The organism is Paenarthrobacter sp., from assembly GCF_031180005.1.
Classification (GTDB): domain Bacteria; phylum Actinomycetota; class Actinomycetes; order Actinomycetales; family Micrococcaceae; genus Arthrobacter.
Map to the genome: position 1 here is coordinate 43,277 of NZ_JAPSHI010000013.1, position 25,536 is coordinate 68,812.

General features: G+C 61.5%; 22 protein-coding genes and 1 tRNA gene. 18 read left to right on the plus strand and 5 right to left on the minus strand.

All coding sequences use genetic code 11. The features are described from left to right. Positions 1-3 precede the first annotated feature (3 nt). Entirely contained in the window at positions 4-1,416 is a 1,413-nt protein-coding gene (gene glgC, locus RIF72_RS11300; RefSeq protein WP_309074955.1) for a glucose-1-phosphate adenylyltransferase, read from the minus strand. A gap of 93 nt (positions 1,417-1,509) precedes the next feature. On the opposite strand from glgC, the gene glgA reads away from it, so the two are divergent. Further along, complete coding sequence (gene glgA / locus RIF72_RS11305) at positions 1,510-2,706, plus strand: glycogen synthase (RefSeq protein ID WP_309074957.1); 1,197 nt, start codon at positions 1,510-1,512, stop codon at positions 2,704-2,706. Between the two features lie 118 nt (positions 2,707-2,824). Here glgA and RIF72_RS11310 read toward each other — a convergent pair whose 3' ends face one another. Together RIF72_RS11310 and RIF72_RS11315 are read right to left on the minus strand one after the other, a co-directional pair. Continuing rightward, the gene (locus tag RIF72_RS11310; RefSeq protein ID WP_309074959.1) at positions 2,825-4,924 is read right to left on the minus strand and encodes an acyl-CoA dehydrogenase; all 2,100 of its coding nucleotides are present in this window, start codon (positions 4,922-4,924) and stop codon (positions 2,825-2,827) included. Between the two features lie 46 nt (positions 4,925-4,970). After that, on the minus strand, positions 4,971-5,759 hold the full coding sequence (locus tag RIF72_RS11315; protein ID WP_309074961.1) for a TetR/AcrR family transcriptional regulator: 789 nt from the start codon (positions 5,757-5,759) through the stop codon (positions 4,971-4,973). Between RIF72_RS11315 and RIF72_RS11320 the strand changes: the two genes are divergently transcribed. The 3 genes from RIF72_RS11320 to RIF72_RS11330 are packed head-to-tail and all read left to right on the plus strand — an operon-like array spanning position 5,758 to position 9,384. Then, positions 5,758-7,110 carry an acetyl-CoA C-acetyltransferase gene (locus RIF72_RS11320; protein ID WP_309074963.1) on the plus strand — a complete coding sequence of 451 codons (1,353 nt, stop codon included), beginning with the start codon at positions 5,758-5,760 and terminating at the stop codon, positions 7,108-7,110. The genes RIF72_RS11315 and RIF72_RS11320 overlap by 2 nt on opposite strands. Before the next feature lie 10 nt (positions 7,111-7,120). Further along, on the plus strand, positions 7,121-8,461 hold the full coding sequence (locus RIF72_RS11325; RefSeq protein ID WP_309074965.1) for a 3-oxoacyl-ACP reductase: 1,341 nt from the start codon (positions 7,121-7,123) through the stop codon (positions 8,459-8,461). Next, positions 8,458-9,384, plus strand: coding sequence for a MaoC/PaaZ C-terminal domain-containing protein (locus RIF72_RS11330; protein ID WP_309074967.1), 927 nt, complete (start codon positions 8,458-8,460; stop codon positions 9,382-9,384). The genes RIF72_RS11325 and RIF72_RS11330 overlap by 4 nt, the downstream gene beginning before the upstream one ends. Before the next feature lie 111 nt (positions 9,385-9,495). Here RIF72_RS11330 and RIF72_RS11335 read toward each other — a convergent pair. After that, positions 9,496-9,581, minus strand: a tRNA-Leu gene (locus tag RIF72_RS11335). 267 nt (positions 9,582-9,848) lie between these two features. On the opposite strand from RIF72_RS11335, the gene RIF72_RS11340 reads away from it, so the two are divergent. Both RIF72_RS11340 and RIF72_RS11345 read left to right on the plus strand, forming a co-directional pair. Next, complete coding sequence (locus RIF72_RS11340; RefSeq protein ID WP_309074969.1) at positions 9,849-11,153, plus strand: M20/M25/M40 family metallo-hydrolase; 1,305 nt, start codon at positions 9,849-9,851, stop codon at positions 11,151-11,153. Between the two features lie 42 nt (positions 11,154-11,195). Further along, on the plus strand, positions 11,196-12,362 hold the full coding sequence (locus RIF72_RS11345) for an acyl-CoA dehydrogenase family protein (protein ID WP_309074970.1): 1,167 nt from the start codon (positions 11,196-11,198) through the stop codon (positions 12,360-12,362). A gap of 26 nt (positions 12,363-12,388) precedes the next feature. Here RIF72_RS11345 and RIF72_RS11350 read toward each other — a convergent pair whose 3' ends face one another. Further along, positions 12,389-12,622, minus strand: coding sequence for a DUF5703 family protein (locus RIF72_RS11350; protein ID WP_017200923.1), 234 nt, complete (start codon positions 12,620-12,622; stop codon positions 12,389-12,391). A 39-nt stretch (positions 12,623-12,661) separates the two neighbouring features. Here RIF72_RS11350 and RIF72_RS11355 point away from each other — a divergent pair, with 39 nt between their 5' ends. The 12 genes from RIF72_RS11355 (at position 12,662) to RIF72_RS11410 (ending at position 25,536) form a co-directional block, all read left to right on the plus strand. Beyond that, the gene (locus tag RIF72_RS11355; protein ID WP_309074973.1) at positions 12,662-12,919 is read left to right on the plus strand and encodes a hypothetical protein; all 258 of its coding nucleotides are present in this window, start codon (positions 12,662-12,664) and stop codon (positions 12,917-12,919) included. 267 nt (positions 12,920-13,186) lie between these two features. After that, positions 13,187-14,866: a sugar transferase gene (locus tag RIF72_RS11360; protein WP_309074976.1), complete on the plus strand. Its 1,680-nt coding sequence runs from the start codon at positions 13,187-13,189 to the stop codon at positions 14,864-14,866. Between the two features lie 57 nt (positions 14,867-14,923). Next, the gene (locus RIF72_RS11365; protein ID WP_309074978.1) at positions 14,924-16,033 is read left to right on the plus strand and encodes a Gfo/Idh/MocA family oxidoreductase; all 1,110 of its coding nucleotides are present in this window, start codon (positions 14,924-14,926) and stop codon (positions 16,031-16,033) included. Beyond that, a complete protein-coding gene (locus RIF72_RS11370; protein ID WP_309074980.1) occupies positions 16,030-17,046 on the plus strand; it encodes an NAD-dependent epimerase/dehydratase family protein in 1,017 nt (338 codons plus the stop codon). The genes RIF72_RS11365 and RIF72_RS11370 overlap by 4 nt, the downstream gene beginning before the upstream one ends. Next, positions 17,043-18,206: a DegT/DnrJ/EryC1/StrS family aminotransferase gene (locus RIF72_RS11375; protein WP_309074981.1), complete on the plus strand. Its 1,164-nt coding sequence runs from the start codon at positions 17,043-17,045 to the stop codon at positions 18,204-18,206. The genes RIF72_RS11370 and RIF72_RS11375 overlap by 4 nt, the downstream gene beginning before the upstream one ends. After that, positions 18,203-18,865 carry an acetyltransferase gene (locus RIF72_RS11380; protein WP_309074983.1) on the plus strand — a complete coding sequence of 221 codons (663 nt, stop codon included), beginning with the start codon at positions 18,203-18,205 and terminating at the stop codon, positions 18,863-18,865. The genes RIF72_RS11375 and RIF72_RS11380 overlap by 4 nt, the downstream gene beginning before the upstream one ends. Further along, positions 18,862-20,334: an oligosaccharide flippase family protein gene (locus RIF72_RS11385; protein ID WP_309074985.1), complete on the plus strand. Its 1,473-nt coding sequence runs from the start codon at positions 18,862-18,864 to the stop codon at positions 20,332-20,334. Before RIF72_RS11380 ends, RIF72_RS11385 begins: the two co-directional genes overlap by 4 nt. Then, positions 20,331-21,602: a glycosyltransferase family 4 protein gene (locus RIF72_RS11390; protein ID WP_309074986.1), complete on the plus strand. Its 1,272-nt coding sequence runs from the start codon at positions 20,331-20,333 to the stop codon at positions 21,600-21,602. The genes RIF72_RS11385 and RIF72_RS11390 overlap by 4 nt, the downstream gene beginning before the upstream one ends. 170 nt (positions 21,603-21,772) lie before the next feature. Then, positions 21,773-22,768 (plus strand): glycosyltransferase, encoded by a 996-nt coding sequence (locus RIF72_RS11395; protein WP_309074988.1) that lies wholly within the window; start codon positions 21,773-21,775, stop codon positions 22,766-22,768. A gap of 140 nt (positions 22,769-22,908) precedes the next feature. Then, the gene (locus RIF72_RS11400; protein ID WP_309074990.1) at positions 22,909-23,496 is read left to right on the plus strand and encodes a hypothetical protein; all 588 of its coding nucleotides are present in this window, start codon (positions 22,909-22,911) and stop codon (positions 23,494-23,496) included. 2 nt (positions 23,497-23,498) lie between these two features. Next, entirely contained in the window at positions 23,499-24,188 is a 690-nt protein-coding gene (locus tag RIF72_RS11405) for a hypothetical protein (protein WP_309074992.1), read from the plus strand. Next, the gene (locus RIF72_RS11410; RefSeq protein ID WP_309074993.1) at positions 24,172-25,536 is read left to right on the plus strand and encodes an O-antigen ligase family protein; all 1,365 of its coding nucleotides are present in this window, start codon (positions 24,172-24,174) and stop codon (positions 25,534-25,536) included. The genes RIF72_RS11405 and RIF72_RS11410 overlap by 17 nt, the downstream gene beginning before the upstream one ends.

Below are 25,536 nucleotides of genomic sequence, written 5' to 3' on the forward strand. Positions count from 1 at the left end.
GGGCTAATGCGAGGCGCCCTGGGCTGCGGCGTCCGCCACGCGTGACTGGATGCCCGCCGCTACCTTTTCGGCGGAGTCGCGGATGTCGGGATCATCATGGGTGGCCGCCTTGACAGCTTCCGGCAGCCCTCGGCGATGTTGCGCCGACAGAGCGAGCTCTGCTTCACCAGGCTCTGGAACAACTTGGCCCTTGGCCAACACCGTAATACCGGACTCCGTGACTTTATAGCCCCGAGCCTTATCCAAGGCAGGGTCCAGACCGATGGCCGCACCGGCGGGGACCTTGACGTTCTTGTCCAGGATTGCCCGCTTAATCACTGCACCTTCGCCGACTCGGACCTTATCCATCAGAACAGAGTCCTGGACGCGACTGCCGGCCGCAACATAGGCGTCGTTGGAGAGCACGGAACCTTCGACGATGCCGCCCGAAACCACCACGCCGCTGGCAACAATGGAATCGAGGGCCGTTCCCACCGTGTTGTTCTCGCCACGGACAAACTTTGCAGGCGGCGAGATGCTCTGGCGCGTGTAGATCGGCCACTCGGAGTTGTACAGGTTGAAGATCGGCACGGGGGAGATGAGGTCCATATGTGCGTCGTAGAACGAATCGATGGTACCGACATCGCGCCAGTAGGTCCGGTCGCGTTCGGTGGCACCGGGGATGTCATTGAGCGTGAAGTCGTACACGCCGGCTTCACCCTGATCCACGAAGTACGGAATGATGTCCCCGCCCATGTCGTGCTTGGTATCGAGTCGTTCCGCATCCACATGCAGGGCCTCTACGAGGGCGTCTGCATTGAAGACGTAGTTGCCCATGGAGGCGAGGAACTGCGTTGGGTCGGCTGCCAGTCCGGGGGTGCTGGCCGGCTTTTCCACGAAGGCCGCAATCTTCTGGGGATCGTTCTGGTCTACCTCGATGACACCAAACTGGTTGGCCATGTTCAGTGGCTGCCGCACTGCAGCAACTGTCGCTTTGGCACCGCTGGCGATGTGCTGCTCCACCATCTGGGAGAAGTCCATGCGGTACACGTGATCAGCGCCGACCACTACCACAATGTCCGGGGCGTCGTCATGGATGAGGTTCAGCGATTGATAAATTGCGTTGGCACTGCCTAGGAACCAGCTCTTGCCCACGCGCTGCTGCGCCGGAACGGAAGCTACATAGCGGCCCAGTTGCGTTGACATACGCCAGGTTTCCGAGATGTGCCGGTCGAGGCTGTGCGACTTATACTGCGTCAGCACGACGATTTTCAAATATCCCGAATTAACGAGATTGGATAGTGCAAAGTCAATTAACCTGTAGCCGCCTGCGAACGGAACCGCGGGCTTGGCCCGATCCGCCGTCAGCGGCATGAGTCGGTTGCCTTCTCCGCCTGCCAATACGATTGCCAGAACTTTCTTCAACGCCATGGTCACAGCTCCCCGTACGTCTTCGTATCCCCCAAAAGTCCGATTTTCCGGACTCTTTCACACTAGAACACATACGCCGGAACGACTACGTTGGTTAGCGTGCGAATAGACATTGTGACTAAAGAATTCCCTCCGGAAATTTATGGCGGTGCCGGTGTCCACGTTGCCGAGCTCAGCCGGGTGCTGGCAAAGCACGTCGACCTTCACGTCCGGGCGTTCGGCGCGCCCCGTGATGCCGACTATCACGGGGCTTCCGTGGCGTCCTACGCCACGCCCGAAGACCTCGGCGATGCCAACGCCGCCATCCAGACCCTCGGCGTGGACCTGAGGATAGTTCCGGACATTGCGGGAGCGGACCTCGTCCACTCGCACACCTGGTACGCCAACATGGCCGGCCATCTCGCGTCGCTGCTTCACGGCATTCCGCACGTGCTCAGCGCTCACAGCCTGGAGCCCCTGCGCCCATGGAAGGCTGAGCAGCTTGGAGGCGGCTATGCGCTGTCCTCTTGGGTGGAAAAGGCGGCGTATGAGGCAGCCGCCGCAATCATCGCCGTTTCCGATGGCATGCGTCAGGATATCCTCCGCAGTTACCCCAACGTGGATCCCGACAAGGTCCGCGTGGTCCACAACGGCATCGATGTCTCCCTGTGGGAGCGTGATGAAGAGGATGACGCGATCCGTGCGCTTGGTATCGATCCGGCCAAGCCCAGCGTGGTCTTTGTGGGCCGCAATACCCGCCAGAAGGGGGTGCCGTACCTGCTCCGTGCAGCGTCAAGCCTGCCGGAAGATGTCCAGCTGGTCCTTTGCCTCGGGGCTGCGGACACTCCCGAGCTTGCCGCAGAAACTGCACGCCTTATTGAAGAACTGCAGGCCAAGCGGGAGGGTGTCATCCTCATCGAGCGCATGCTGCCCCGGAGGGAGCTTATCCAGGTCCTCAGCCATGCCACCGCCTTCGCCTGCCCTTCGATTTACGAGCCCCTGGGCATCGTGAACCTCGAAGCGATGGCATGCGGTGCCGCAGTGGTGGCAAGTGCCACGGGTGGCATTCCGGAGGTGGTCCAGCATGGCGAAACCGGGCTTCTCGTCCAACTGGAGCAGGTCACTGACGGGACCGGGACGCCATTGGATCCCGGGAAGTTCGTCAGCGACTTCGCTGCGGCCCTGAACGAGGTGGTGGCCGATCCTGCGCGCGCCCGTGAGATGGGCATTGCTGGACGACGCCGTGCGGAAGAACACTTCTCCTGGGAGTCCATCACTGAAACAACCCTTGAGGTCTACCGATCAGTCCTGCGCTAGATCCTAGCCTCCCGCTAGCAGGCCAAACCTCGACGGCGCCGTCCCCCTTTGGTGGGGACGGCGCCGTCGTGCTTTACCAAAGTTCCGCAAATGTTCACCGTTTGGTGGCGGGGGGCTGCTAGCGCGACTTCTTGGCCTTCAGGGCAAGGAGCGTCTTCTCATCTGCAGGAGCGCTTCCGCTGGCCCGCAGCTCGCGGAAATGCTCACGCGCCTCATCCTGCCGGACGGCTTCTGCGCCGGTTGCGATGGCGGCGCGAAGATGCTCCGGGCCGTAGCCGAAGGCGTCGACGAGGTCTACGGCGTGCGGACGGATCTTGACCAGGAGTCGGTTGATATAGGTGCCAACGGTCCGGCCACGCTGCATCGAGAGCCTCCCGTTCATCAAGTACCAGGAGAGGTGCTTCTCGATCAGGGACAAGCCGAACAGGTCGCGCAGCCAGGTTAAGACGCGCTTGGTTCCCTCGTCTGTTACGTGGGTCAGGGCCTCGGTGAAGGCTTCCCACTGAAGAAGTTCCGCATGGGCCTGGGCCGCTTCGATGAGTTCGTGCTGGTGCTGGTTGAACAGGGCCGCGGCCTGGTGCTGTGGAAGTTTATTGGCTCCCTTCAGTGCAGCACCGACTTCGGCAACCATCGACTGAACGCGGTCAGCCAGGAGGGTGCGCTGGCCTTCCTCGTCCCGCAACGCCAAAGCCGCCTTCTGGACCGAGCCGGTATCAGCCACGAACTGGGCAACCTGCCGGAGGCCAGTCCGGTGCAGAGCCACACCCGCAGCCTGATCAACTACATAACGGGCAAGAACACCAAAGTCGGCGCTGCGGAATTCCTTCGCGTAGTCAGCCAGGAGCCGCTTGGCTACCAGCTGCAGCAGCACGGTGTTATCACCTTCAAACGTGACGTACACGTCGAGGTCCGCGCGCAAGGATGCAAAGCGGTTCTCGATCAGGAAGCCGGCTCCGCCACACGCTTCGCGGCACTCCTGCAAAGTGTCCAAGGCATGCCAGGTGCTAAGGGGCTTGAGCGCGGCCGCCAGCGTTTCCAGGTCCTGGCGGTCGCCATCCGTATCGTGTGCACCGGAGAAGACGTCGTCGAATTTCTGCAGGAGCTGTTCGTGGGCGAAGCTGGCTGCATAGGTAGTGGCCAAGCGCGTGAACAAGCGGCGCTGGTGCCGCTGATAGTCCAGCAGGACCTCTTCATCTGTGCTGGATGAGGCATTGAACTGGCGGCGCTCGGTGGCGTACTGAATAGCTGTCTTGAGGGCCAGCTTGCTGGCAGCAACAGCGGCTCCATCGAGGGAGACGCGGCCCTGGACCAGGGTGCCGAGCATGGTGAAGAAGCGGCGCCCCGGGCTCTCAATGGTGGAGGAGTACGTACCGTCCTCAGCGACGTCGCCGTAACGGTTCAGGAGGTTGGTCCGGGGGATGCGTACATCCGTAAAGTGCAGTCGGCCGTTGTCGATGCCGTTCAGTCCTCCCTTGATTCCGTCATCTTCACCGCCTATGCCCGGGAGAAATTCCTTGGTGACAGGATCGCGGAGTTCCACATAGAAGGCATGAACACCATGATTCACGTTCTTGGTGATCAGCTGGGCAAACACCACAGCGGCAAGGCCGTCGTTGGCTGCATTGCCGATGTAGTCCTTCCACGCCGCCCGGAAGGGTGTATTGATGACGAATTCCTGACTGGCTTCGTCGTAGGTCGCCGTGGTGGCAATGCTGGCAACGTCCGAGCCATGGCCCGTCTCGGTCATGGCAAAGCAGCCGGGAATCTCGAGGCTCATGATGCCGGGGAGCCACTTGTCCTGGTGTTCCACCGTGCCGAGGTGCATGACTGCAGAGCCGAAGAGGCCCCACTGGACGCCGGCCTTGATCTGAAGGGAGGGGTCTGCCGTGACGATCTCTTCGAAGCCTGCGATGTTGCCGCCGTGATCGTCAGAGCCGCCCAGCCGGGTGGGGAAGGCACGGTGGACTGTGTTGTTATCCACCAGGAACTTCAACTGCTCAAACACCCGGGCGCGGTGTTCGGTGTGGTGCAGGCCTTCGATCTTTTGCACCGCCGGGTTGCCTGCCACCTTGCGGGCTTCGTGGCGGATATGGGCCCATTTTCCAAGGAGCTGCTCGCCGAGGGCAGCGACGTCGACCACCGGGTCTCCGCCGGTGGCAGCTTCTTCGCGGCCGGAGGGTTGCTGGGCGGATGAGGCCCGATCCACTACTTCAGTCATGTTGCTTCCTTCTTTGGTTCCGACAACTGATGAGTCATTGCTGGTGTCACGTGCTGCTTTTGAGCTGCGGGGCGATGCCGAGGCACAGCCAATCCGTAATCTGCGCGGCCATGGTTGCCTGATTTGGCTTGGTGCTGCCGGCAGGACTTCCCAACCACATTTCTCCGGCGTTCCGAACGAGTCCGATAGCGGCCGTGGGCCAGTAGACGATGACCGCTTCTTTCTCTTCACCCAGGTGTTCCCGCATGGGAGTGGCGATCATGTCCGTAATTTGCTCGAAGAAGTTGCCCAGGGCCCCTGAGGCCGCGATGGCGTCCTGAGCTGAGGCCTCCCCGGGGGTAAGACGGGTGATGAAGGCGTACACGTTGGGGCTGGATTCGGCCATCTGCAGATAGGCGGAAACCATGGCGAAGAGTCCCTCCCGCGGGGTTTGCGCCAATTGTGCGGCCTCCCGCATGCGGCGTTGCATCTGCCCCAGCACGACTTCACCCATTGCTTGCTGAAGACCTGCTTTGTCCCCGAAGTAACGGTAGAAGACCGATTTGGATGTACCCGCGGAGCCGGCTATGTCCTCCATGGAGGCGTCGCTTCCGAGCCTATGAACAGCTTTTCGCGCGGCTTTGATGAGTTCGCGCCGGCGCTCCTCACGGTGGGACTGCCAGCGGGCCGCACGTCCATCTACCAAGGCTTCCGCCTCCGTGGCTGCAAGGACTTCAACGGCAACCCCTGCCGAGCCTGCGGCGCTTCCGGATTCTTCATCGCGACTGTTCACGATACCCAGCGTATCAGGTACGCTGGGTATCAGTAACTGGCATTGATCGAAGGAGACAAGCATGGCTACAGCAGACGTGACTACGGACGGGCCCTTGGAACCAACCTTTGGCCCGCCATCAACCCGCAAGGCGTTCATCGTGGGCGGCAACCGCATCCCGTTCGCACGAACCGGCGGCGCCTACGTAAAGTCCTCCAACCAGGACATGCTGACCGCGGCCTTGGAGGGGCTGGTGGCCAGGTTCGGACTCCAGGACGAACGCATCGGAGAGGTAGCGGCCGGGGCAGTGCTTAAGCACTCAAGGGACTTCAACCTCACCCGGGAAGCTGTCCTCGGTTCTGCTTTGTCGCCCGAAACCCCCGCTTACGACCTCCAACAGGCCTGCGCAACGGGCCTGGAGACCGTTCTTGGGTTGTCCAACAAGATCAAGTTGGGCCAGATTGATTCAGGAATCGCCGGTGGCGTGGACTCGGCATCGGATGCCCCGATCGCCGTGAGTGAGGGACTGCGCGAAATACTGCTCGACCTGAACAGGGCAAAGACCACCGTGCAAAAGCTGAAGATCATCGGCCGGATCCGACCCAAGGATCTGGCCCCCGATGCTCCCAACACCGGGGAGCCCCGCACGGGGCTGTCCATGGGCGAACACCAGGCCCTCACTACTGCGCAGTGGAAAATCTCCCGGGAAGCGCAGGACGAGCTGGCTTTTAGCAGTCACCGCAACCTGGCTGCCGCCTACGAACGGGGCTTCTTCGACGACCTGATCACCCCGTACCGTGGTCTAAACCGGGACTCCAACCTGCGCGCGGACACCACGTTGGAGAAGCTCTCAACCCTCAAGCCTGTCTTTGGCAAGAACCTTGGTTCCGAGGCAACCATGACCGCGGGCAACTCCACACCGCTCACGGACGGTGCATCAACCGTCCTCCTGGCCACCGAAGAATGGGCAGATGCCCACGGCCTGCCGAAGCTCGCCACAGTCTTGGATGGCGAAGCGGCCGCCGTCGACTTCGTTCACGGCAAGGACGGCCTCCTCATGGCTCCGGTCTTCGCGGTTCCCCGCTTGCTGGCTCGTCACGGACTCACTTTCGAGGACATCGACTTCTTTGAAGTCCACGAAGCCTTCGCCGGAACCGTCCTGAGTACCTTGGCCGCGTGGGAAGACGAAGAGTTCGGCCGGACGCGCTTGGGACTTGACGGCGCACTGGGAAAGGTGGACCGAGCCAAGCTCAATGTCAACGGCTCGTCGTTGGCTGCCGGCCACCCGTTTGCGGCCACGGGTGGCAGGATCGTAGCTTCACTTGCGAAGATGCTGCATGAGAAGGGCACCGTTAATGGTCGCCCGGCGCGGGGCCTGATTTCCGTCTGCGCCGCCGGCGGTCAGGGCGTTGTTGCGATTCTGGAAGCAGCATAGGGGGAGTGCGATGACAGACAAGTACACACAGCTGGTAAGTCAGGGACTAGGGAAGGACGTAGCTAAGAAGCTGGGCCTGCCGCAGCCCGTGGTGCTTCGACGCCACCAACCCGGCGCACCGCTCATCACGGGCCCGGTCTTGGTCAGTGGCGACAGTGCAGGGGCAGATGACATTGCCACCACCCTGCTTGGTTGGGGCCTGGACGTCCGCCGCAACGCGCTGCCCAAGGAGAAACTAGGGGCAATCATCCTGGTACTGGATTCAGTCCAGCACCCTGAGGACCTGGGAAAGTCAGTACTTACCGCCGGCGCATCCCTGCGCGACCTCTCGCCCAACGGCCGTGTCGTCACCATGTCTCGAACATCGCAGTCAGCCCGGACTCCGGCGTCTGCTGCTGCGCGGCAGGGCATTGACGGATTCCTGCGGTCCCTTGCCAAGGAACTACGCGCGGGAGCCACGGCCAACGGTATTCTCCTGGATGACCAGCTCGCGACCACCAGCCCATCGGCTCTGGGTGCCCTGCGGTTCTTCCTCTCGGGCCGCTCTGCTTATGTGGATGGACAGTTCCTGACCGTCCGCTCAACATCAGGCAGCTTGCCGAGTGACGCCGACAAGCCCCTCGCCGGGAAAGTAGCAGCGGTTACGGGTGCAGCGCGGGGGATCGGTGCAGCCATCGCCCGGACCTTGCACCGTGACGGGGCCAAGATCGTGGCAGTGGACATCCCGGCGGCCGGGGACCACCTTGCAGCTGTAGCCAACGAGGTACGCGGGACGGCCCTGCAGCTTGATATCAGCAGGGATGACGCCGGCCACCGCATCATCGAACATGCCGTGGAACGCCATGGCCGGCTCGACATCGTGGTACACAATGCAGGGATTACCCGTGATCGGCTGCTTGCCAACATGGACGAGGGCCGCTGGCAATCAGTCATAGCCGTCAACATCGCCGCCCAGCTGAGAATCAACGAGGCACTTCTGGCCTCGGAGCATTTCAAAGAATCGCCGCGCATTGTGTCGGTTGCCTCCACAAGCGGCATTGCCGGAAACAGGGGCCAGACCAACTACGGCGCATCCAAGGGTGGCGTCATAGGCATGGTGAGATCCACGGCGGCTCTGATGGAGCCTTTCGGCGGCACCATCAACGCGGTAGCTCCGGGTTTCATCGAAACGGAGATGACGGCCAGGATGCCCTTCGCGATCCGTGAGGCGGCCCGCAGGCTCAACTCCCTCAAGCAGGGCGGTCAGCCCCAGGATGTGGCAGAAGCCATCGCCTTCCTTTCAAGCGATGCTGCCGGCGGAATTTCCGGTGAAGTTCTGCGCGTGTGCGGGCAACAACTGGTGGGAGCATGAACCATCCCCAGCCTGTTGTCCTTGGTGAGCTCCCGTCACTCTCCAAGTTGTATGTCAACGCCGCAACCGCAGCAGCCCGCCGTCGGGTTCTGGGAGCATCCTCCGGGAAGAAGCGGCTTCCTGCGGTCAGCCACGAGGTCCGGGGCGTGCGGGCCGACGTGGAGAATCTGACCGCCTACCAACATTTGGTGGGTGAAACGGCCAGCGATACCCTCCCTGCCGGCTATGTTCATGCCCTGGCTTTTCCCGTTTCCATGAGCGTCATGAACCGTGAAGACTTTCCGCTGCCGCTTCTTGGCATGATTCATCTGAAGAACCGCATCGAGCAGCTGCTCCCCATCCAGTTCTCAGAGGAACTGGACATACGCGCCTGGGCGGAGGACCTTGCGGGCCACAGGGCCGGAACCCAGCTGGATGTAGTGGCCGAGGTCCGTGCCGGTTCCAGCGGGGACTTGCTGTGGCGCGGCGTGTCCACCTACTTGGCCAAAGGCGTCTTCCTGCCAGGTATCGACAAGCCAGGCAGTTCCAACGGCGCCTCCGGGGCGAGCGACTTTGTCCCTCCCAATCCCACCGCACTCTGGCAGTTGAATCTGGACACCGGCCGAAGTTACGCAGCGGTTTCCGGTGACTTCAATCCGATTCACCTAAGCGTCCTGTCGGCCAAGGCCTTGGGGCTTCGGGGATCCATTGCCCACGGCATGTACCTGGCCTCCCGGGCGCTGGCTGACGTGGGAGCAGTCAAATCGGACTCGTTCTCGTGGGACGTCACCTTCGAAGCCCCTGTGTTCCTTCCAGCGCGTGTTGCCTTGGACATCACTACCGTCCAGGGGGAGGCAGGCACGTGGGAACGCTCGGACTACGTGGCGTGGAATCCCCGCAGCGGTAGGCGGCACTTTGCCGGAAGTGTTGTTGCTTTGGCATAAGTTGCCATAACAAAAAATGGCGGCGGCCACCATCAGGTGACTGCCGCCATTTCTGAGTTATTGACGAGTAACAAAACAAGGCCCGAAATCCGTGGATTTCAGGCCTTGCGATGGTGCGCGGAGGGGGACTTGAACCCCCACCCCCTTTCGAGGACTAGCACCTCAAGCTAGCGCGTCTGCCATTCCGCCACCCGCGCAGGTGGTGTTCAGATGGTCCATTTTGCGCCTTGCGGCGCTTCACTTTCCTCCGAAGCAGCGAGAAAAACTCTAACACGGTTTCAGGTGGCTGAAAAATCGGCCCTGGTCCGGGAACATCCGATGTCACCCCGGCGCGTGCGCTTATCCACATTTCGGACGTCTCCCGCCACTGGTGGGTAGGCTGAGGGGACACGGGACGGAAACGCTGGGAAAACCACAGCGCTCGTCACCGGAACCTGCAGCCCAGCCACGCAAGGAGAGTTTCCATGTCTGTCATCCGCCCCGAAGACGAAGTTGTCCGGATCTGCCAGGAGCTCATCCGCATCGACTCCTCCAACTTTGGAGACGACTCGGGTCCGGGGGAGCGTGCGGCAGCCGAGTACACGGCAGGGCTGATCACCGAAGTCGGACTTGACGCCGAGATCTTCGAGTCCGCCCCGGGCCGCGCCAACGTGGTAACCCGCCTGGCCGGCGAAGACCCCTCGGCGGACGCCCTGGTGGTACATGGGCACTTGGACGTTGTCCCGGCCCTCAAGGACCAATGGAGTGTGGACCCGTTCAGCGGGGAACTGAAAGACGGCTTGGTGTGGGGTCGCGGGGCCGTGGACATGAAGGACATGGACGCCATGATCCTTTCAGTCATGCGTAACTTTGCCAGGACGGGCCGAAAGCCAAAGCGAGACATTATCTTCGCTTTCTTCGCGGATGAAGAGGCGGGCGGCACCTACGGTGCCAGATACGCCGTCGAGCACCGGCGCGAACTTTTTGACGGCGCCACTGAGGCGATCTCGGAAGTAGGCGGATTCTCCGCCACTATTGGCGGACAACGTACCTACCTGCTGCAGACTGCAGAGAAGGGGTTGTCCTGGTTGCGGTTGGTAGCGCACGGCCGGGCAGGTCACGGCTCCCAGATCAATACTGACAACGCCGTCACCCGGCTTGCCGCTGCCGTCACCAGGATCGGTGAACACAAGTGGCCTGTGGAATTGACGCCAACCACCCGACAGTTCCTGGACGGCGTCACCGAACTCACCGGCGTCGAGTTCGACGCCGATAACCCGGACATCCTTCTCAAGGAACTTGGTACTGTGGCCCGGTTCGTCGGTGCCACACTCCAGAACACCTCCAACCCCACGTTCCTGCGCTCCGGCTACAAGCACAACGTCATTCCCGAGTCGGCCGAGGCGTTCGTTGACTGCCGCACACTGCCGGGGCAGCAGGAACTGGTGTTCGAGACCATCAAGGAACTCGCCGGAGACGGCATCGAGATCAGCTACGTCAACAAGGATGTTTCGTTGGAGGTGCCCTTCGCGGGGAACTTGGTGGACTCCATGATCGATGCCCTGCACTCCGAGGACCCGGGCGCCAAAGTCCTCCCGTATACGCTCTCCGGTGGCACGGACAATAAGTCGTTGAGCAAGATCGGAATCACCGGGTATGGCTTCGCTCCGCTGATGCTGCCCGATGAACTCGACTTCACTGGAATGTTCCACGGTGTTGACGAACGAGTGCCGGCCGAGTCCCTCCAGTTCGGTGCCCGGGTCCTGAACACCCTCCTCAGCAACTACTAACGGGTTCAGCAACTACAAAAGCAAGCACCAAAAGGACCGGCCATGACTCCCGAAGAAATTCTGCCCGACGAACTCCTTGAACGGCTACGTGGCCGCGCCGCCGGCTACGACCAGAATAACCAGTTCTTCCACGAGGACTTGGAAGAGCTGGCAGCCGCCGGTTACCTCAAACTCTTCGTACCGGCGTCCGACGGCGGCTTTGGGCTCGGTCTCGAAGCGGTGGCTGCGCTTCAGCAGCGTCTCGCCACGGCCGCCCCGGCCACGGCGCTGGCGGTGAATATGCACTTGGTCTGGACCGGCGTCGCCCAGGTATTGACCGCCCGAGGGGACACTTCCCTGGATTTCGTGTTGAAAGAGGCCGGCCGTGGTGAGGTCTTTGCTTTCGGCATATCCGAGGCCGGCAATGATTCCATGTTGTTCGATTCCGGCACTGTTGCGGAGCCGCTGCCTGACGGGAGCTACAAGTTCACCGGCCGGAAGATTTTTACCAGCCTCTCCCGCGGCTGGACCCGGCTGGGAACATTCGGCAAGGACGCCGAGGCCAGGCACGGTGAGGGCGAGCTCGTCTTTGGCTTTCTCCGCCGCGATGAGCCGGGCCACGAAACCCTGAGCGACTGGGACACCCTGGGTATGCGTGCCAGTGCCTCCAACACCACGCTCCTGCACGGAGCTGTGATTCCGGCGGAGCGGATCTTCCGCAAGCTTCCTGTGGGACCCAACAAGGACCTGTTGATCTTCGCGATCTTCGCGTGCTTCGAGACATTGCTCGCCGCTGTATACACGGGCGTTGCCGAACGTGCATTCACCCTCGGCGTGGCGAACGTCAAGCGTCGGGTTTCAGCCAAACACGGTGGTCGGAGCTACGCCCAAGACCCTGATATCCGCTGGAAGGTGGCTGACGCTGCCTTGGCCATGGACGGAATCGCACCTCAAATCTCTTCTCTGGCTCGCGACGTGGACAACCTGGTTGACCACGGCGCCCAGTGGTTCCCCAAACTTGTGGGGCTGAAATCCCGGGCTACGGAAAATGCGCGTCACGTTGTGGACTTGGCCATCCGAGTGACGGGAGGATCCAGTTACTTCCGCGGGTCCGAAATGGAGCGGCTCTACAGGGATGTCCTGGCGGGCATCTTCCATCCTTCCAATGATGAATCAGCCCACAACACCGTTGCGAATGCATGGTTGGGTCCGTTGGAGGACCAGCGGTAACACCCGGACGGGAGGTGCAGCTGCGGTCAGACCGTCCGCTGTACCGAATAGACTTTGCGGCGCAACCAGAAGCGGCGCCCGCCTCCGAGGTAGAGCACGCTTCGCTCGAGTTCCCACTTGCCGTATTCGGAATGCTCGGCGAGGCGGCGTCGGGCTTCCGGCAGTGAATCGTCAGGTCCCACCGTCAGTACGAGGTACTCGTACTGACGTGCGTAGTCTCGTTGGCGCTCAACGGAGCTGCCCGGAAATTGTTCTCTCATCCCTCTCCATTTTCGTCCTTTTCCGGCTAACGTGAAGTCATGAGCATCGATCCGCGTGTCGCGCTTCAATCACTGACCGCCGCCCTGGAAGAACATCTGGCTGCCGCATCAGCGCGTAGGGGCGAAGGTGACCCCAACGTAGAAGCGGCTTTTTTCGCCGTCGCCGATGCCTTCGAAGTTTATGAAGATGCGCTGTACGAGGCCTACTCCGAGGTTACTCCGCTCCAAGTCTTTGACGATGAAGAGGAAGAAGACGAGGAAGTCCTTGACGAAGACATGGAAATCGTAGAGGACTAACCGCCCTGACGAACCGGCCACCCTGGGGTGGCCGGTTTTTTGTGCCCCCTCCCGACACCTTTTGTGCTGGTTCCAGCCCGGATTTCCGCGGTTCTTGCCTTCCTGCGCGGCACGAAAGCACGTAGTGCCGCTGTGGCCGGCTAGGTACTCGCACGTAGGTGTGATAGGTAAACCTGCGCAAACTTGAGTACCGACTACTGGTGCGCCTCCTGACAGCCGCCGCTTCACTGATAAGTAGGCAATGGCAGGTCTGCAAAGAAGGCTGACATGGTGAAAGTTCCAATCTTGCGTACGGGCAAGGTAGCGGCACCCACGGGTGCGGACCATGCCCTGGCGGGTTCAGTCTTTCCCGCAAAAACTGCCATCGCCGACGTCAATCCGCCAATGTCTCCCTGGATTGACAAGTCCGTTGCTGCACAACGGACTGAAAAGGCGGGACTGGCGGCACCGAGCTCCGAGGTCACCCTGGACTTCGTGCCGCCAGTCACCCGCAGGACCCCGCGCATCACCTTCCCCCGCCGGGGCGCCACCGACTGGGCGCACTCTCTGACCAACAGTCTTCGTCTGACGGACACGGCCCTCGTGACTGGAGCTGTGTTCGCCGGCTTTGTCCTCAACACCGAAGGGCTGACGCTGGCTGCGGAGAGTCCTGCCTACACACGCCATCTGGTGATGGGATTGATTCTTGGACTTGTTTGGTTGGGCTCATTGGAGGTGTACCGCACCCGTGATCCCAAAGTCTTGGGCGTGGGTCCGGAGGAGTACAAGCGCGTCCTGTCGGCAAGTTTTCGTGTCTTTGGCTTCCTGGGCATTGTCGCCGTGATTTTCCGGCTTGATGCCGTCAGCTCATTCGTACTCGTCTCCCTACCGCTTGGCCTGGTTGCTCTCACCGGCAGCAGGTGGAGCTTCCGCCGGTGGTTAAGCCACGAAAAGTCCCGTGGCCGCTGCCTCTCCCGCGCCATCGTTGTAGGTGAACCCCAAGACGTTCGCTACGTCATCAAGCAGATAAACCGCAAGTCCGGCACCGCTTACGACATCCTCGGAGCATGCCTTCCCGGGGCCAGGCGGGGTGCGGTCCTGAAGGTGGACCACCTCCGTGTCCCTGTCCTTTCTTCAATCTACGGGGTCGCCCATACCGTGCGGCAAACAGGCGCCAACGCGGTGATTGTGGCAGGTCCAGTGCCTGGCGGAAACCAGTTCATCCAGGAGCTCGGGTGGCGGCTGGAGGAAAATTCGGCGGAACTCGTCCTCGCGGCGGCCCTAACCAACGTGGCCGGCCCACGGATACACTGGCGGCCGGTCGAGGGACTTCCCCTGATGCACGTGGACATCCCGCACTACTCCGGGGGTAAGCACACGCTCAAGCGTTTGATGGACATTACAGTCTCAGCGGCGGCGTTGCTGGTACTGTCACCGATCCTGCTGCTCTTGGCGGCCATCGTTCACCGTGACAGCCCCGGCCCAGTACTTTTTCGGCAGGAACGGGTTGGCAGGAGGGGCACCACGTTCCACATGCTGAAGTTCCGTTCCATGGTGGTGGACGCCGAAACCCGCTTGGAGGAACTTAGCACCCAGGACGAGGGCTCGGGTGTCCTCTTCAAGATCCGGGGCGACCCCCGTGTAACCAGGTGCGGGCGTTGGATGCGCAAGTACTCCCTCGATGAATTGCCCCAATTCTGGAATGTTCTGGTGGGCAACATGAGCATGGTGGGGCCGCGTCCGCCTTTGGCCCGTGAAGTGAGCGGATACGAACGCCATACGCATCGTCGGCTGCTGATCAAGCCAGGTATCACCGGCCTGTGGCAAATCAACGGGCGGTCGGACCTGCCATGGGACGAGGCCGTACGACTGGACCTCTACTACGTCGAGAACTGGTCCATAGCAGGAGACCTGATGATCATGTGGCGGACGTTCAGGGCAATGATTCAACCTTCCGGAGCCTACTAGCCAATACCTCCAACAAACCCAGCGAATCGCGCTGTCAACACAGAAGCAGAGTGGGAAATGAGTATACGAACCATTCCATCAGGACAACTAAACGGTCACGGCCTGCAGTCACGGCTCCGCATCGCGGTGGTCGGGGCAGGATACTGGGGCCCGAATCTCGCCCGGAACCTCAAAGCCAGCCCTGACTGGGATCTCGTTGCCATCTGCGACCTTGACGTCGAACGCGGCCTTAGGCTCGCGGAGACGGTTGGCGGGGTGGCCGTCGTCGAATCCTTGGACGAGCTGCTTGATACCTACAACCTGGACGCTGTAGCAGTAGCGACGCCGGCCCACACCCACCACGGAGTGGTGATGACGGCACTGCGCGCAGGCAAACATGTCCTGGTGGAGAAGCCGCTGGCGGATAGCCGTGCCAAGGGCCTGGAGATGGTGGAAGAAGCAAAGGCCAGGGGTTTGGTCCTCATGGCCGACCACACCTACTGCTTCACGCCAGCGGTCCTTAAGATTCAGGAACTGGTAGCCAGCGGCGCCCTGGGCGACATTTTGTATGTGGATTCCGTCCGGATCAATCTTGGACTCGTCCAACCCGACGTCAACGTCTTCTGGGACCTGGCACCGCATGACCTTTCCATCTTGGACTTCGTCCTGCCCGGTGGCCTGCATCCCACGGAAATTTCCGCCCACGGCGCGGATCCCCTGGGAACCGGCAGGGACTGCGTCGGACACCTCACGTTCGGCCTGCCGAATGACGCTATGGTGCACATCCATGTGAATTGGCTCAGCCCCACCAAGATCCGGCAAATGATCATCGGAGGGTCAAAGAGGACCCTGGTGTGGGACGACCTCAATCCCCAGCAACGGCTCAGCGTATACGACCGCGGGGTCAGCCTCGAGCATCAACCCAGATCGGCCGCAGACAAACGGACCTCCGCCATCTCCTACCGTTTGGGGGACACGTGGTCCCCGGCATTGCAGGAACGCGAACCACTGGGCCAGGTGGTGGGCGAACTTGCCTCCTCCATCCGCAACCGGACAATGCCACGGACAAGTGGCGAATCCGGACTCCGCGTCTTGTCCGTTCTCGAAGCCGTCACTCAAAGCCTCAGTACCGACGGACAATCAACAATCGTGGCCGGGAATGAAGTCTCACTCCAGGTAGCGCGGTGAAAGAGCTTCTAGGGGCCAGTATCCTGGTCACCGGAGGCGCCGGCACCATTGGTTCGACCCTGGTTGACCAACTGCTCGACGCCGGTGCGGCGCACGTGGATGTACTGGACAACCTCGTACGCGGCCGCCGCGCAAACCTCAACGAGGCTCTCTCCTCTGAGAGGGTACGGCTGATCGAGGGGGACCTTCGTGACCGCGACCTCGTCCACGACCTCACCAAGGGTAAGAACTTGGTTTTCCACCAGGCCGCCATCCGCATCACCCAGTGCGCGGAAGAGCCACGGCTTGCCCTCGAAGTGCTGGTCGATGGGACCTTCAACGTCTACGAGGCAGCTGCGGCGCACAAAGTGGAAAGACTCATTTCCGCCTCCAGTGCTTCCGTTTACGGTATGGCGGAGGAGTTTCCCACGAAGGAGAGCCACCACCACCACAATAACGACACCTTTTACGGCGCGGCGAAGTCCTTCAACGAAGGAATGGCGAGGAGCTTCCGCGCAATGTCGGGCCTGGACTACATCCTGCTGAGGTACTTCAACGTTTACGGGCCCCGGATGGACGTGCACGGGCTTTACACCGAAGTCCTGGTTCGTTGGATGGAGCGCATAGTTGATGGTCAGCCTCCTCTGATTTTCGGCAGCGGACAGCAAACCATGGACTTCATCCACACCGCGGACGTCGCGCGGGCCAATGTCCTTGCTGCCGTCAGTGAAGTACGCGAGGGCGTCTATAACGTGGCCAGTGGTACTGAGACCAGCCTGGCGGAATTGGCGCAAACCTTGCTCAAGGTCATGGCTTCGCCTCTTCACTTGGAGCACGGCCCGGAACGTGCCGTTAACGGAGTTGCCCGACGCCTTGCAGACGTCACAGCAGCACGCAAGGACCTTGGCTTCGAGGCAGCCGTCGGTCTTGAAGACGGCTTGCGCTCGCTGGTCTCGTGGTGGCGTCCACTCCGAGCGGAGATTGCTGCAGCCCGCACAGTAAGTGGCCCCGCTCCGACAGTCGGTGCGCGATGACCATTTCCGAAACCCGCTTGGGCCGTATTGACGTCATGAAGCCCTGGCTCGGCGAAGAAGAAGCCGAGGCGGTTGCAGAGGTCATCGCCTCCGGTTGGGTGGCCCAAGGTCCCAAGGTGCGGCAATTCGAGGACGCTTTCGCAGCCGAGCAACATGCTGGATTCGCGGTCGCAACGTCGAGCTGCACTTCGGCGCTCCACTTAGCCCTCGCCGTGGCAGGCGTCGCAGCCGGTGATGACGTGGTGGTGCCGTCGTTCTCCTTCATTGCCACTGCCAACGCGGCAACGTACGTGGGTGCGCATCCGGTTTTCGCCGACGTCGATATCCTTACAGGCTGCGTTACAGCAGAGACCATCAAGGCTGCCCTGACTCCCGCTACTACAGCAGTCATCGCCGTCGACCAAGGCGGAGTCCCGGTTGACCTGGAACCCATCCGGGCGCTGTGTGATCCCTTGGGAATCATCGTGGTGGAAGACGCCGCTTGTGCCATCGGCTCCAGGTACCGCGGACAGCCGGTAGGTTCAAACGCCGAGTTGGCTGCTTGGTCCTTCCACCCGCGCAAGATCCTCACGACGGGTGAGGGCGGCATGATCACCACTCCTCGTCAGGACTTCGGCGACAGGGCACGACGCCTCCGCGAACACGCCATGAGCGTTTCAGCCGCTGACCGCCATGCCAGCCTGCTCGCCCCTGCAGAGGAGTATCTCGAGGTCGGGTTCAACTACCGCATGACCGACCTCCAGGCCGCCGTCGGAATCGTCCAACTTGGCCGCCTCAATGCGGCTGTCCAGCGGCGGCGCGAACTGGCCGCTACCTACGCCAACGCCTTTGCCGGAGTGGAAGGCTTGCGCCTGGTGAGCGATCCGGAGTATGGCATCAGCAACTTCCAGTCATGCTGGTTGGAGGTCGGCCCGGCGTTCCCCCTGGGACGGGACGCCCTTATGGCACGTTTGGCCGCGGATGGTATCTCTGCCCGCCGTGGGATCATGGCAGCGCACCGGCAGCCTGCGTACGCAGGCACGGACACAGGCACAGCGGAGCTGGACGCAACGGAGTGGTTGACGGATCACACTCTGATACTGCCCCTCTTCCACCAACTGGCACTGAGCGACCAAGTCCGCGTCATCGACTCCGTGTTGCGAGCAGCGGGCCAGCCATGAGCGAGCTACTCCTCATCGCGGCAAGCGGCCTCGCCCGGGAGGTCCTTGCCATGGTCCGCAGCAGCGGGCCCTTCGACGTCATTGGGATCCTCGACGACGACGAAGACAAACTAGGCCGCGTGGTGGACGGGGCACACGTCCTGGGGCCCGTCCGGGAAGCAATGAATTACCCCCACGCCCTGCTCCTGATCTGCATCGGATCCGGCAGCGGCCGGGAAAGCGTGGTGATGCGACTTCGGGCCCTGGGACTCGCAGAAGACCGCTACGCCACAGCGATCGATCCTACCGTGCGCGTTCCAGAGGGGTGCATGATTGGCCGGGGGAGTATCCTCCTCGCCCACGTGAGCATGACAGCTTCGGTGACTATCGGCGAGCACGTAGTCGCGATGCCAGGGGTCACCTTCACCCATGATGACGTCATCAGCGATTACGCCACCCTGGCGTCCGGGGTGTCCCTCGGCGGCAACGTCCACGTTGGCCGGGCCGCCTACATCGGCATGAATGCCAGTGTCCGCGAGCGCCTGACCATCGGTGCGAAAGCGATGATCGGCATGGGCGCCGCTGTCCTTGCCGATGTTCCCGAGGACGAAACCTGGGCTGGTGTACCGGCCAGGGTGATCCGGCGGGGAAACAGCCCGGAACTGGAGGGCATCCTGTGACACTTCGGAACCCGGTCACTCCCCGGCAGACACCAACGCCCACCAGGGCCTTCGTGATCAGCGTGGTTAACGCTTTCATCACGAAGCTGGGCACGATCGGAATCGGAATCGCGCTGGCACGCCTACTGGGGCCCGAAGAATTCGGAACCTACGCCGTAGCGTTTGTAGCTTTGGTTGCGGTCTTGAGCTTCAACGAATTGGGAGTCAGTCTCGCGATCGTTCGCTGGCCGGGTGATCCCAAGGACATAGCGGCAACCGTCACCACTATTTCGGCAACTTGCAGCGTCCTGTTGTTCGGCCTGTCCTATGCAGTTGCGCCCTACTTCACAGCCGCCATGGGAAATGAAGCGGCCACGGACGTGGTCCGGGTCATGGCGGTCTGCATCGTGCTGAACGGCTTGGTGGCCACCCCTGCAGCCCTGCTGCAACGGAACTTCCGTCAAGGCCAGCGCATGGTCATTGACCAAGTCAACGTATGGCTGGGGGCAGGCGCCTCCCTGATCATGGTGATCGCCGGGATGGGCGCCATGAGCCTTGCCGTTGGGCGGGTCCTGGCCAGCCTGGTAGCCGGCGTCCTGTTCCTCATCTATTCGCCTTTGCCCTATCGCTTTGGATTCTCATTGAAAAGTGCCAGGCAGTTGCTGGCGTTCGGCCTGCCGCTTGCCGGCGCCAGCATGGTGGTCTTTGCGGTTGGCTACGTTGATCAACTCGTTGCGGGCAAGATGCTGGGGCCGGTCGCGTTGGGCCTGTATGTCATGGCGTTCAATATGGCTGGCTGGCCTTCCAGCTTGTTATCTCCGCCCCTCCGTGGCGTGGCACCGGCGACCTTTGCCAGGTTGCAGGACAAACCGGGGGACATGCAGTCCGCCTTGTTGTCCCTTACGGGGTCGCTGGCAGCGGTCCTTTTGCCAGTGTGCGCGGTCATGATGGGATGCGCTGTCCCACTGGTCATGCTGGTTTATGGCGATGCCTGGGCTCCGGCCGGCCTCGCCCTTTTTTGGTTGGCTCCGCTGACCGCCGTGCGAGTGCTCCACGAGCTGTTCTACGACTACCTGGTCATTCTTGGTTTGTCCGGTCCGATTTTCACGGTTCAACTGATGGCGCTCGCAGCTTTGGTCCCTGCCCTGATTGTCGGGGCGTTTTATGGCGGCATGTCGGGACTGGCTGCAGCGCCGGTGGCCGTTGCTGTTGTGGTGACCTCACCGATGTACCTCAGGGCCATGAAGCGGGCAAACGTTTCACTGCGGGCGTTGGCCGTTCGACTGTTCCGGCCCTTCATGGTGGCTGTTGCCGCCGGTATTGGTTGCGCGCTGCTGAGCCAATCTGTGCGGTCACCGGTGGAGGCCGTTCTCTGGTCTGCTGGTGTGGGCGTCCTGGCGATGGGCCTCACCCTTGCGTTCGGGAGGCATGACATTGCCGATGTCCGGCGTTGGGGCCGAGGCCGCGCCCCAGAGGAGGCCTGGACATGAAAATCCTCGTTTACCCACACGACCTCCGCTTGGGCGGAAGCCAGCTGAATGCAATTGAGTTGGGCGCAGCCATACAGCGTCTGGGGCATGATGTCCTGCTTTTTGGGCAACCGGGTCCACTGGCGCAAACGGCTGTTGAGTTGGGCTTGGAGTTCGTTCCTGCACCGCTTCCCGGGAAGCGTCCTTCGCCTACTGTCATCAGCGCCCTGGTACGTACTGTCCGCGAGCGCGGTGTGGACGTTCTTCACGGATACGAGTGGCCACCGGCCTTGGAGTGCCTGGCTGCTTCCAAAGTGGTCCGTGGGACCACAGCGGTCGCCACCGTCATGTCCATGGCTGTGGCTCCGTTCATTCCAAAGACCATGCCACTCATGGTGGGTACTGAGCAGATCCATCAGTGGGAGTCTTCGCGGGGCAGGGGAGAAGTGCACGTCATGGAGCCGCCAGTGGACACGCACGCCAACCAGGCTTCAGCGACGGTGGGCATGGACGCATTTAGCCGGAAGTTTGCACTGAATGGCCGTCGCCTGACCGTTGTGTGTGTTTCACGCCTGGCGCAGGAATTGAAACTTGAAGGCCTTATGAGCGCCATGGACACCATGCGGCTGCTCTCACTTGAACATCCGGCGCGGCTCATCATTGCGGGAACAGGTCCGGCATCGGATGCAGTCGCTGGCAAGGCTGCGCTTACCAATGCAGCCACCGGTCAAGAGACGGTGACGCTCACGGGGGAACTCGCGGACCCGCGGCCCGCCTATGCTGCTGCTGATGTGGTTCTGGGGATGGGTGGTTCAGCGCTGCGCGGGCTCTCCTTCGGGAAGCCCCTTGTGGTGCAAGGTGAGCGCGGGTTTTGGGAACTTCTCACACCCGGTTCCCTGCCTACCTTCCTGTGGCAGGGATGGTACGGCTCTGGTCCGGGTACAGGCGGCGAAGGACAAACCGCCTTGCTTGCTATCCTGCGAACCCTCATGAACGATGAGCAACTTCGCCGCGATTTGGGGGTCTTTGGTCGACAGCTCGTCGAGGAGAGGTACTCATTGGACTCCGCGGCTCAACGTCAGGTTCGTCTTTACCAGGATTTTGCCGCTGCCCGCCATAGCTTGGCTTCGACCTTGGCGTCGGAAGTGGCCGCCATGGGCCGGTACTCAGGCTATGTAGGGAAACGACGTGTTCAGCGCGTGCTGCGGCGACTGCCCAGGGACGATTTTAATGCCCGTCCTGTTGCCATGACGGCCGCTTCGAACATACCCGCGGCGGTGAAGGCATGAGTGGCACCATCATGTACATCTCTGGTGGCCAATGGGATGGGGTGCCCGGCACCGACAGGCTTCTGGCAGAGGCTTTGAGCGCCCGTGCAAGGGTTCTCTGGGTTGATCAACCAGTCTCTGTCGCCAGGAATGGGAACGTACGTCGCCACACCATACGCAGTTTTCATGGTGTGTCTGAGAGTGTGGCGCCCACGGTCAGCAGGTTGCGCGTGCCTTCCCTGCCCGGCTTCAGCCGCCCCTTGGTACGACGTTCCACTGAGGCGATCGCCCGATGGACCATGCGGTCGGCAGCCAGGAAAGTGGGGGAAGGCCTGGCAGGGGTGGTCAATGCATCCCCCTTGGTTCATTTCCCCCCGGGACTATCCGCGCCACGTCTCCTCCATCTGACCGATGATTGGCTTTCCTCCGCGGAGCTCATGGGACTATCCCGCACGCATGTGGAACGTGTCCTCACTTCCAACATCGCTGCGGCCGACGTCATCACTGCGGTGTCGCCCGTACTGGCTCAGAAATACTCCGAATTCTCCGGCCGTAAGGTCGAGTTCCTGCCCAACGGTTGCAGGACGCCCGTTCCGGCCGAATCCGGGACAGTCAGCCAACCGGTCGCCGTGTTGGTGGGCCAACTCAATGAACGTCTTGACTTTGCCACACTCAATGATCTGGGCAAGACGGAGATTCCCGTCATCGTGCTGGGTCCGAGGACGGACCGGGAACCGTCAGCCCGAAGAAGCCTCGACGAATTCCTGTCCCGGCCCAATGTTGACTGGCGCGGCGAGGTGTCGCCGCTGGAAGTTGCCAGGGTACTGGGCACGGCAGCCATAGGTCTGACGCCTTACACGGCTTCGGAATTCAACCGTTCAAGTTTTCCCCTCAAGACACTCGAATATCTCGCCTCCGGGGTGCCCGTGGTTGCCGCCGACCTTCCGGCTACGCGGTGGATCGGCTCCGATTTCGTGAAGATAGCCACGACTCCCCGGGACTTTGTGGGTCTGGTGCGATCAGGCCTGGAGAAGGAATTGACGTGTGATCAGCGACGAAGAATCCAATCCTCAGCGCAACAGCACACATGGGACGTAAGGGCAGAGAAACTGCTTTCCCTTTTGGGTAGGCAACAAACCACGGAGCCGGTCAGTCAACGCGCTCCCCGTCACATTGGGAGCAAATGATGCAGTTGCGAACTGTTCTGGCGAGTGTTGCAAGGCGGTGGTACCTGGTAGTTGCAGGCATCCTCATTACGGGCCTGCTATGCATGTCGATCCAAACGAGCGCACCGGAAAATTACAAGTCCCAAGCAAGCCTGGTCCTCATGCCCTCAAGCCAAAGCATTGGCGACGCTGGCAATCCATACCTGTATCTGGGCGGAATGAGTGAGGCCCTCGACATCCTGATCCGCAAGATTACATCGCAACCTGTGAAGGAACGGCTTCTGGCCAACTTCGGATCCGCAACCTACGTCGCAGAACCCGACCGCGGCACCAGTGGCGCGATCCTGGTCATTACTGCCACAGCGGACAACCCCGAAGAGACCATGGCAGTCCTGAAGGCAGTGATGGACGAAACCCCGCGCTCCCTCAACGACATGCAGGCAGCCCTCGACGTCGCAGTGCCGGCCAGGATCACCACCATGAGTCTTCTCGTGGACCGGCAAGCCTTGCCCGAAGTGAAGGCCCGCACGCAACTGGTTCTCATTGCGGGGGCCGGGGGAGTAACACTGACCCTGGTGCTCTCTGTCTTGGTGGATGGCCTGATGATGACCAGGAAACGCAAGAAGGAAGCTTCGAGGAAGGATGACCTGCGGACTGGAGAGCCCAAAAATAGGCGCTCTTCCCACAATGCCAAGGAAACGGATCAAGAACTTCACGGCGTCCTACCGCTGTCCTCAGGGTCAAGTTAGCCATGACTGCGTCAACTTTCCTGGGTATCCTGCTGCGCCGATGGTACATGGTGGCCTTCGGGCTGGCAGTAGGTCTGGCCGCCCTTGGCGCCATCCGGTCTTCGGAGCCCGTCTTCTGGACCGAAGCCGACGTTACTTTCGTGGCCCCTGAACGGGAACCGGCTTACTGGATCTCCGGCGGCAGCGCCATGACCCTGACGGAATTCGCCGACATGGTCAAGCGTCGCGTCAATCAGGAAGCTCCATCCGTAGATCTGGGCCTCACACGGGGAACCCTCTACGGGGCTGGCGTTCAAAAGGGGTTCTCGGTGACGCTACCCGCCAACGGCGGTCAATGGAACAAGACATTCAGCCAGCCGGTGCTCAAGATACAGGTAGTGGACACCAGCGCCGAAAGAGTGAACCTGGTCCTCGCAGGCGTACTTGACCGTATAAACGAGGCCACGATCCAGCTGCAGAACGAAGCAACCGTAAAAGCCGACCGAATTTCCACGCAAACCACCCCGTCACAAGCAGAAGTCATCTTCGGCGGCGGCACTCCGGTGACCCGTATGAAGGGATCAGTAGTGTGGGCTGTCCTGTCCCTGGCCCTCACCTCAGTAGCAACCCTTTACGCTGATCGCGTCCTTGTCCGACGCAAGCAAAACCGCACCAACCACGTTGAGGGGACACTCAATGCATCCCCCCTATGAAACCACCGCCGCCCTAAGCAGAGCCAGTGCCCTGGATGCGCCGGAGCGCAAAGATGTTTCATGGTTTGTCATCGTTTACTTGTTCGCTACCTGCCTCATCCCCTCAAATCTCACGATCACTGCATTGGGCTCCGTTGGACGGCCAAGCACACTCTGTGGGCTCTTGGCCTTCGCCTGGTGGCTGCTGTATCAGTTGCAACGGACAACGCCAAGCCGCACAGGTTCCCAAGCTGTCCGAATCGCCATGGTGGTCTTCCTGGCCGCCGCCCTGACCAGCTACTCATTGGCAATGCTGCACGGCGTCCCCGACTCGGAGGCCAGCCCCGCAGACAGCGGGCTCATCAGGCTGGCCAGCTGGGCCGGGATCTTCCTGCTCATCAATGACGGACTGGCCAGCCGCCAAACTTTGATCAAAGTGCTGCGAAGCTTCGTCATTTTAGGGACCGCGACGGCCGTCTTGGGATTGATGCAATTCGCCACAGGATCCTCCCTCGTGGACTGGATCAGCATCCCTGGTTTCAGCGCCGCTACGGAACTGACGGGCGTGCAATCCAGAGGAGGCTACATTCGTGCTGCCGGGATGGCCAGCCACCCCTTGGAGTATGGAGTGGTGCTCGCCGCGTCACTCCCCATCGCCATCGCGCTCGCAGTTACTGACCGGGCCAGAGGCTGGCTCCTGCGATGGCTGCCTGTGGCGGCCATCTCTTCGGCCGCCGTCCTGTCGGTCTCGCGCTCGGCGTTGATGGCCTTCGGCGTCGCTGTGCTTGCTTTGGTGCCGTCCTGGCCCAAGAAGGTTCGGCGTGGTGCCCTGCTGCTCGGCCTCGTGCTGGCCGCGGGAATGTACCTGTTGACTCCCGGGATGCTTGGAACGCTCCGGGGGCTTTTCACGGTGGGGACAGCAGACCCGAGCATCAGTTCGAGGACCAGTGCCTACACGACGGCTTTTGGGATGCTGGCAAACAACCCCGTGGTTGGGCGCGGATTCGGAACCTTCCTCCCGGACTACGTCATCGTGGACAATCAATTCCTCGGCATCCTGGTGGAACTGGGTTTCGCCGGATTGGCGGCATTCGTAGCGTTGATTGTATGCGCCATCGTTTGCGCCTGGCGGGCCCGTAAGCTGGCGTCCGATGACCAAATGCGCCAGGTCAGTCAGGCCGTTTTGGCCTCAATAACCGCGATCGCCGTGACCTTCGCGTTCTTTGACGGATTGTCGTTCCCCATGGCGGCCAGCCTCTTCTTCTTCATGCTTGGAATCGCTGGTGCACTATGGCGTTTGGCACGACAAACCGATCTCGTCGATGCCGGACCGACATACCGCGTCGAAGGCCGGCCAGGAAAGCGGTAG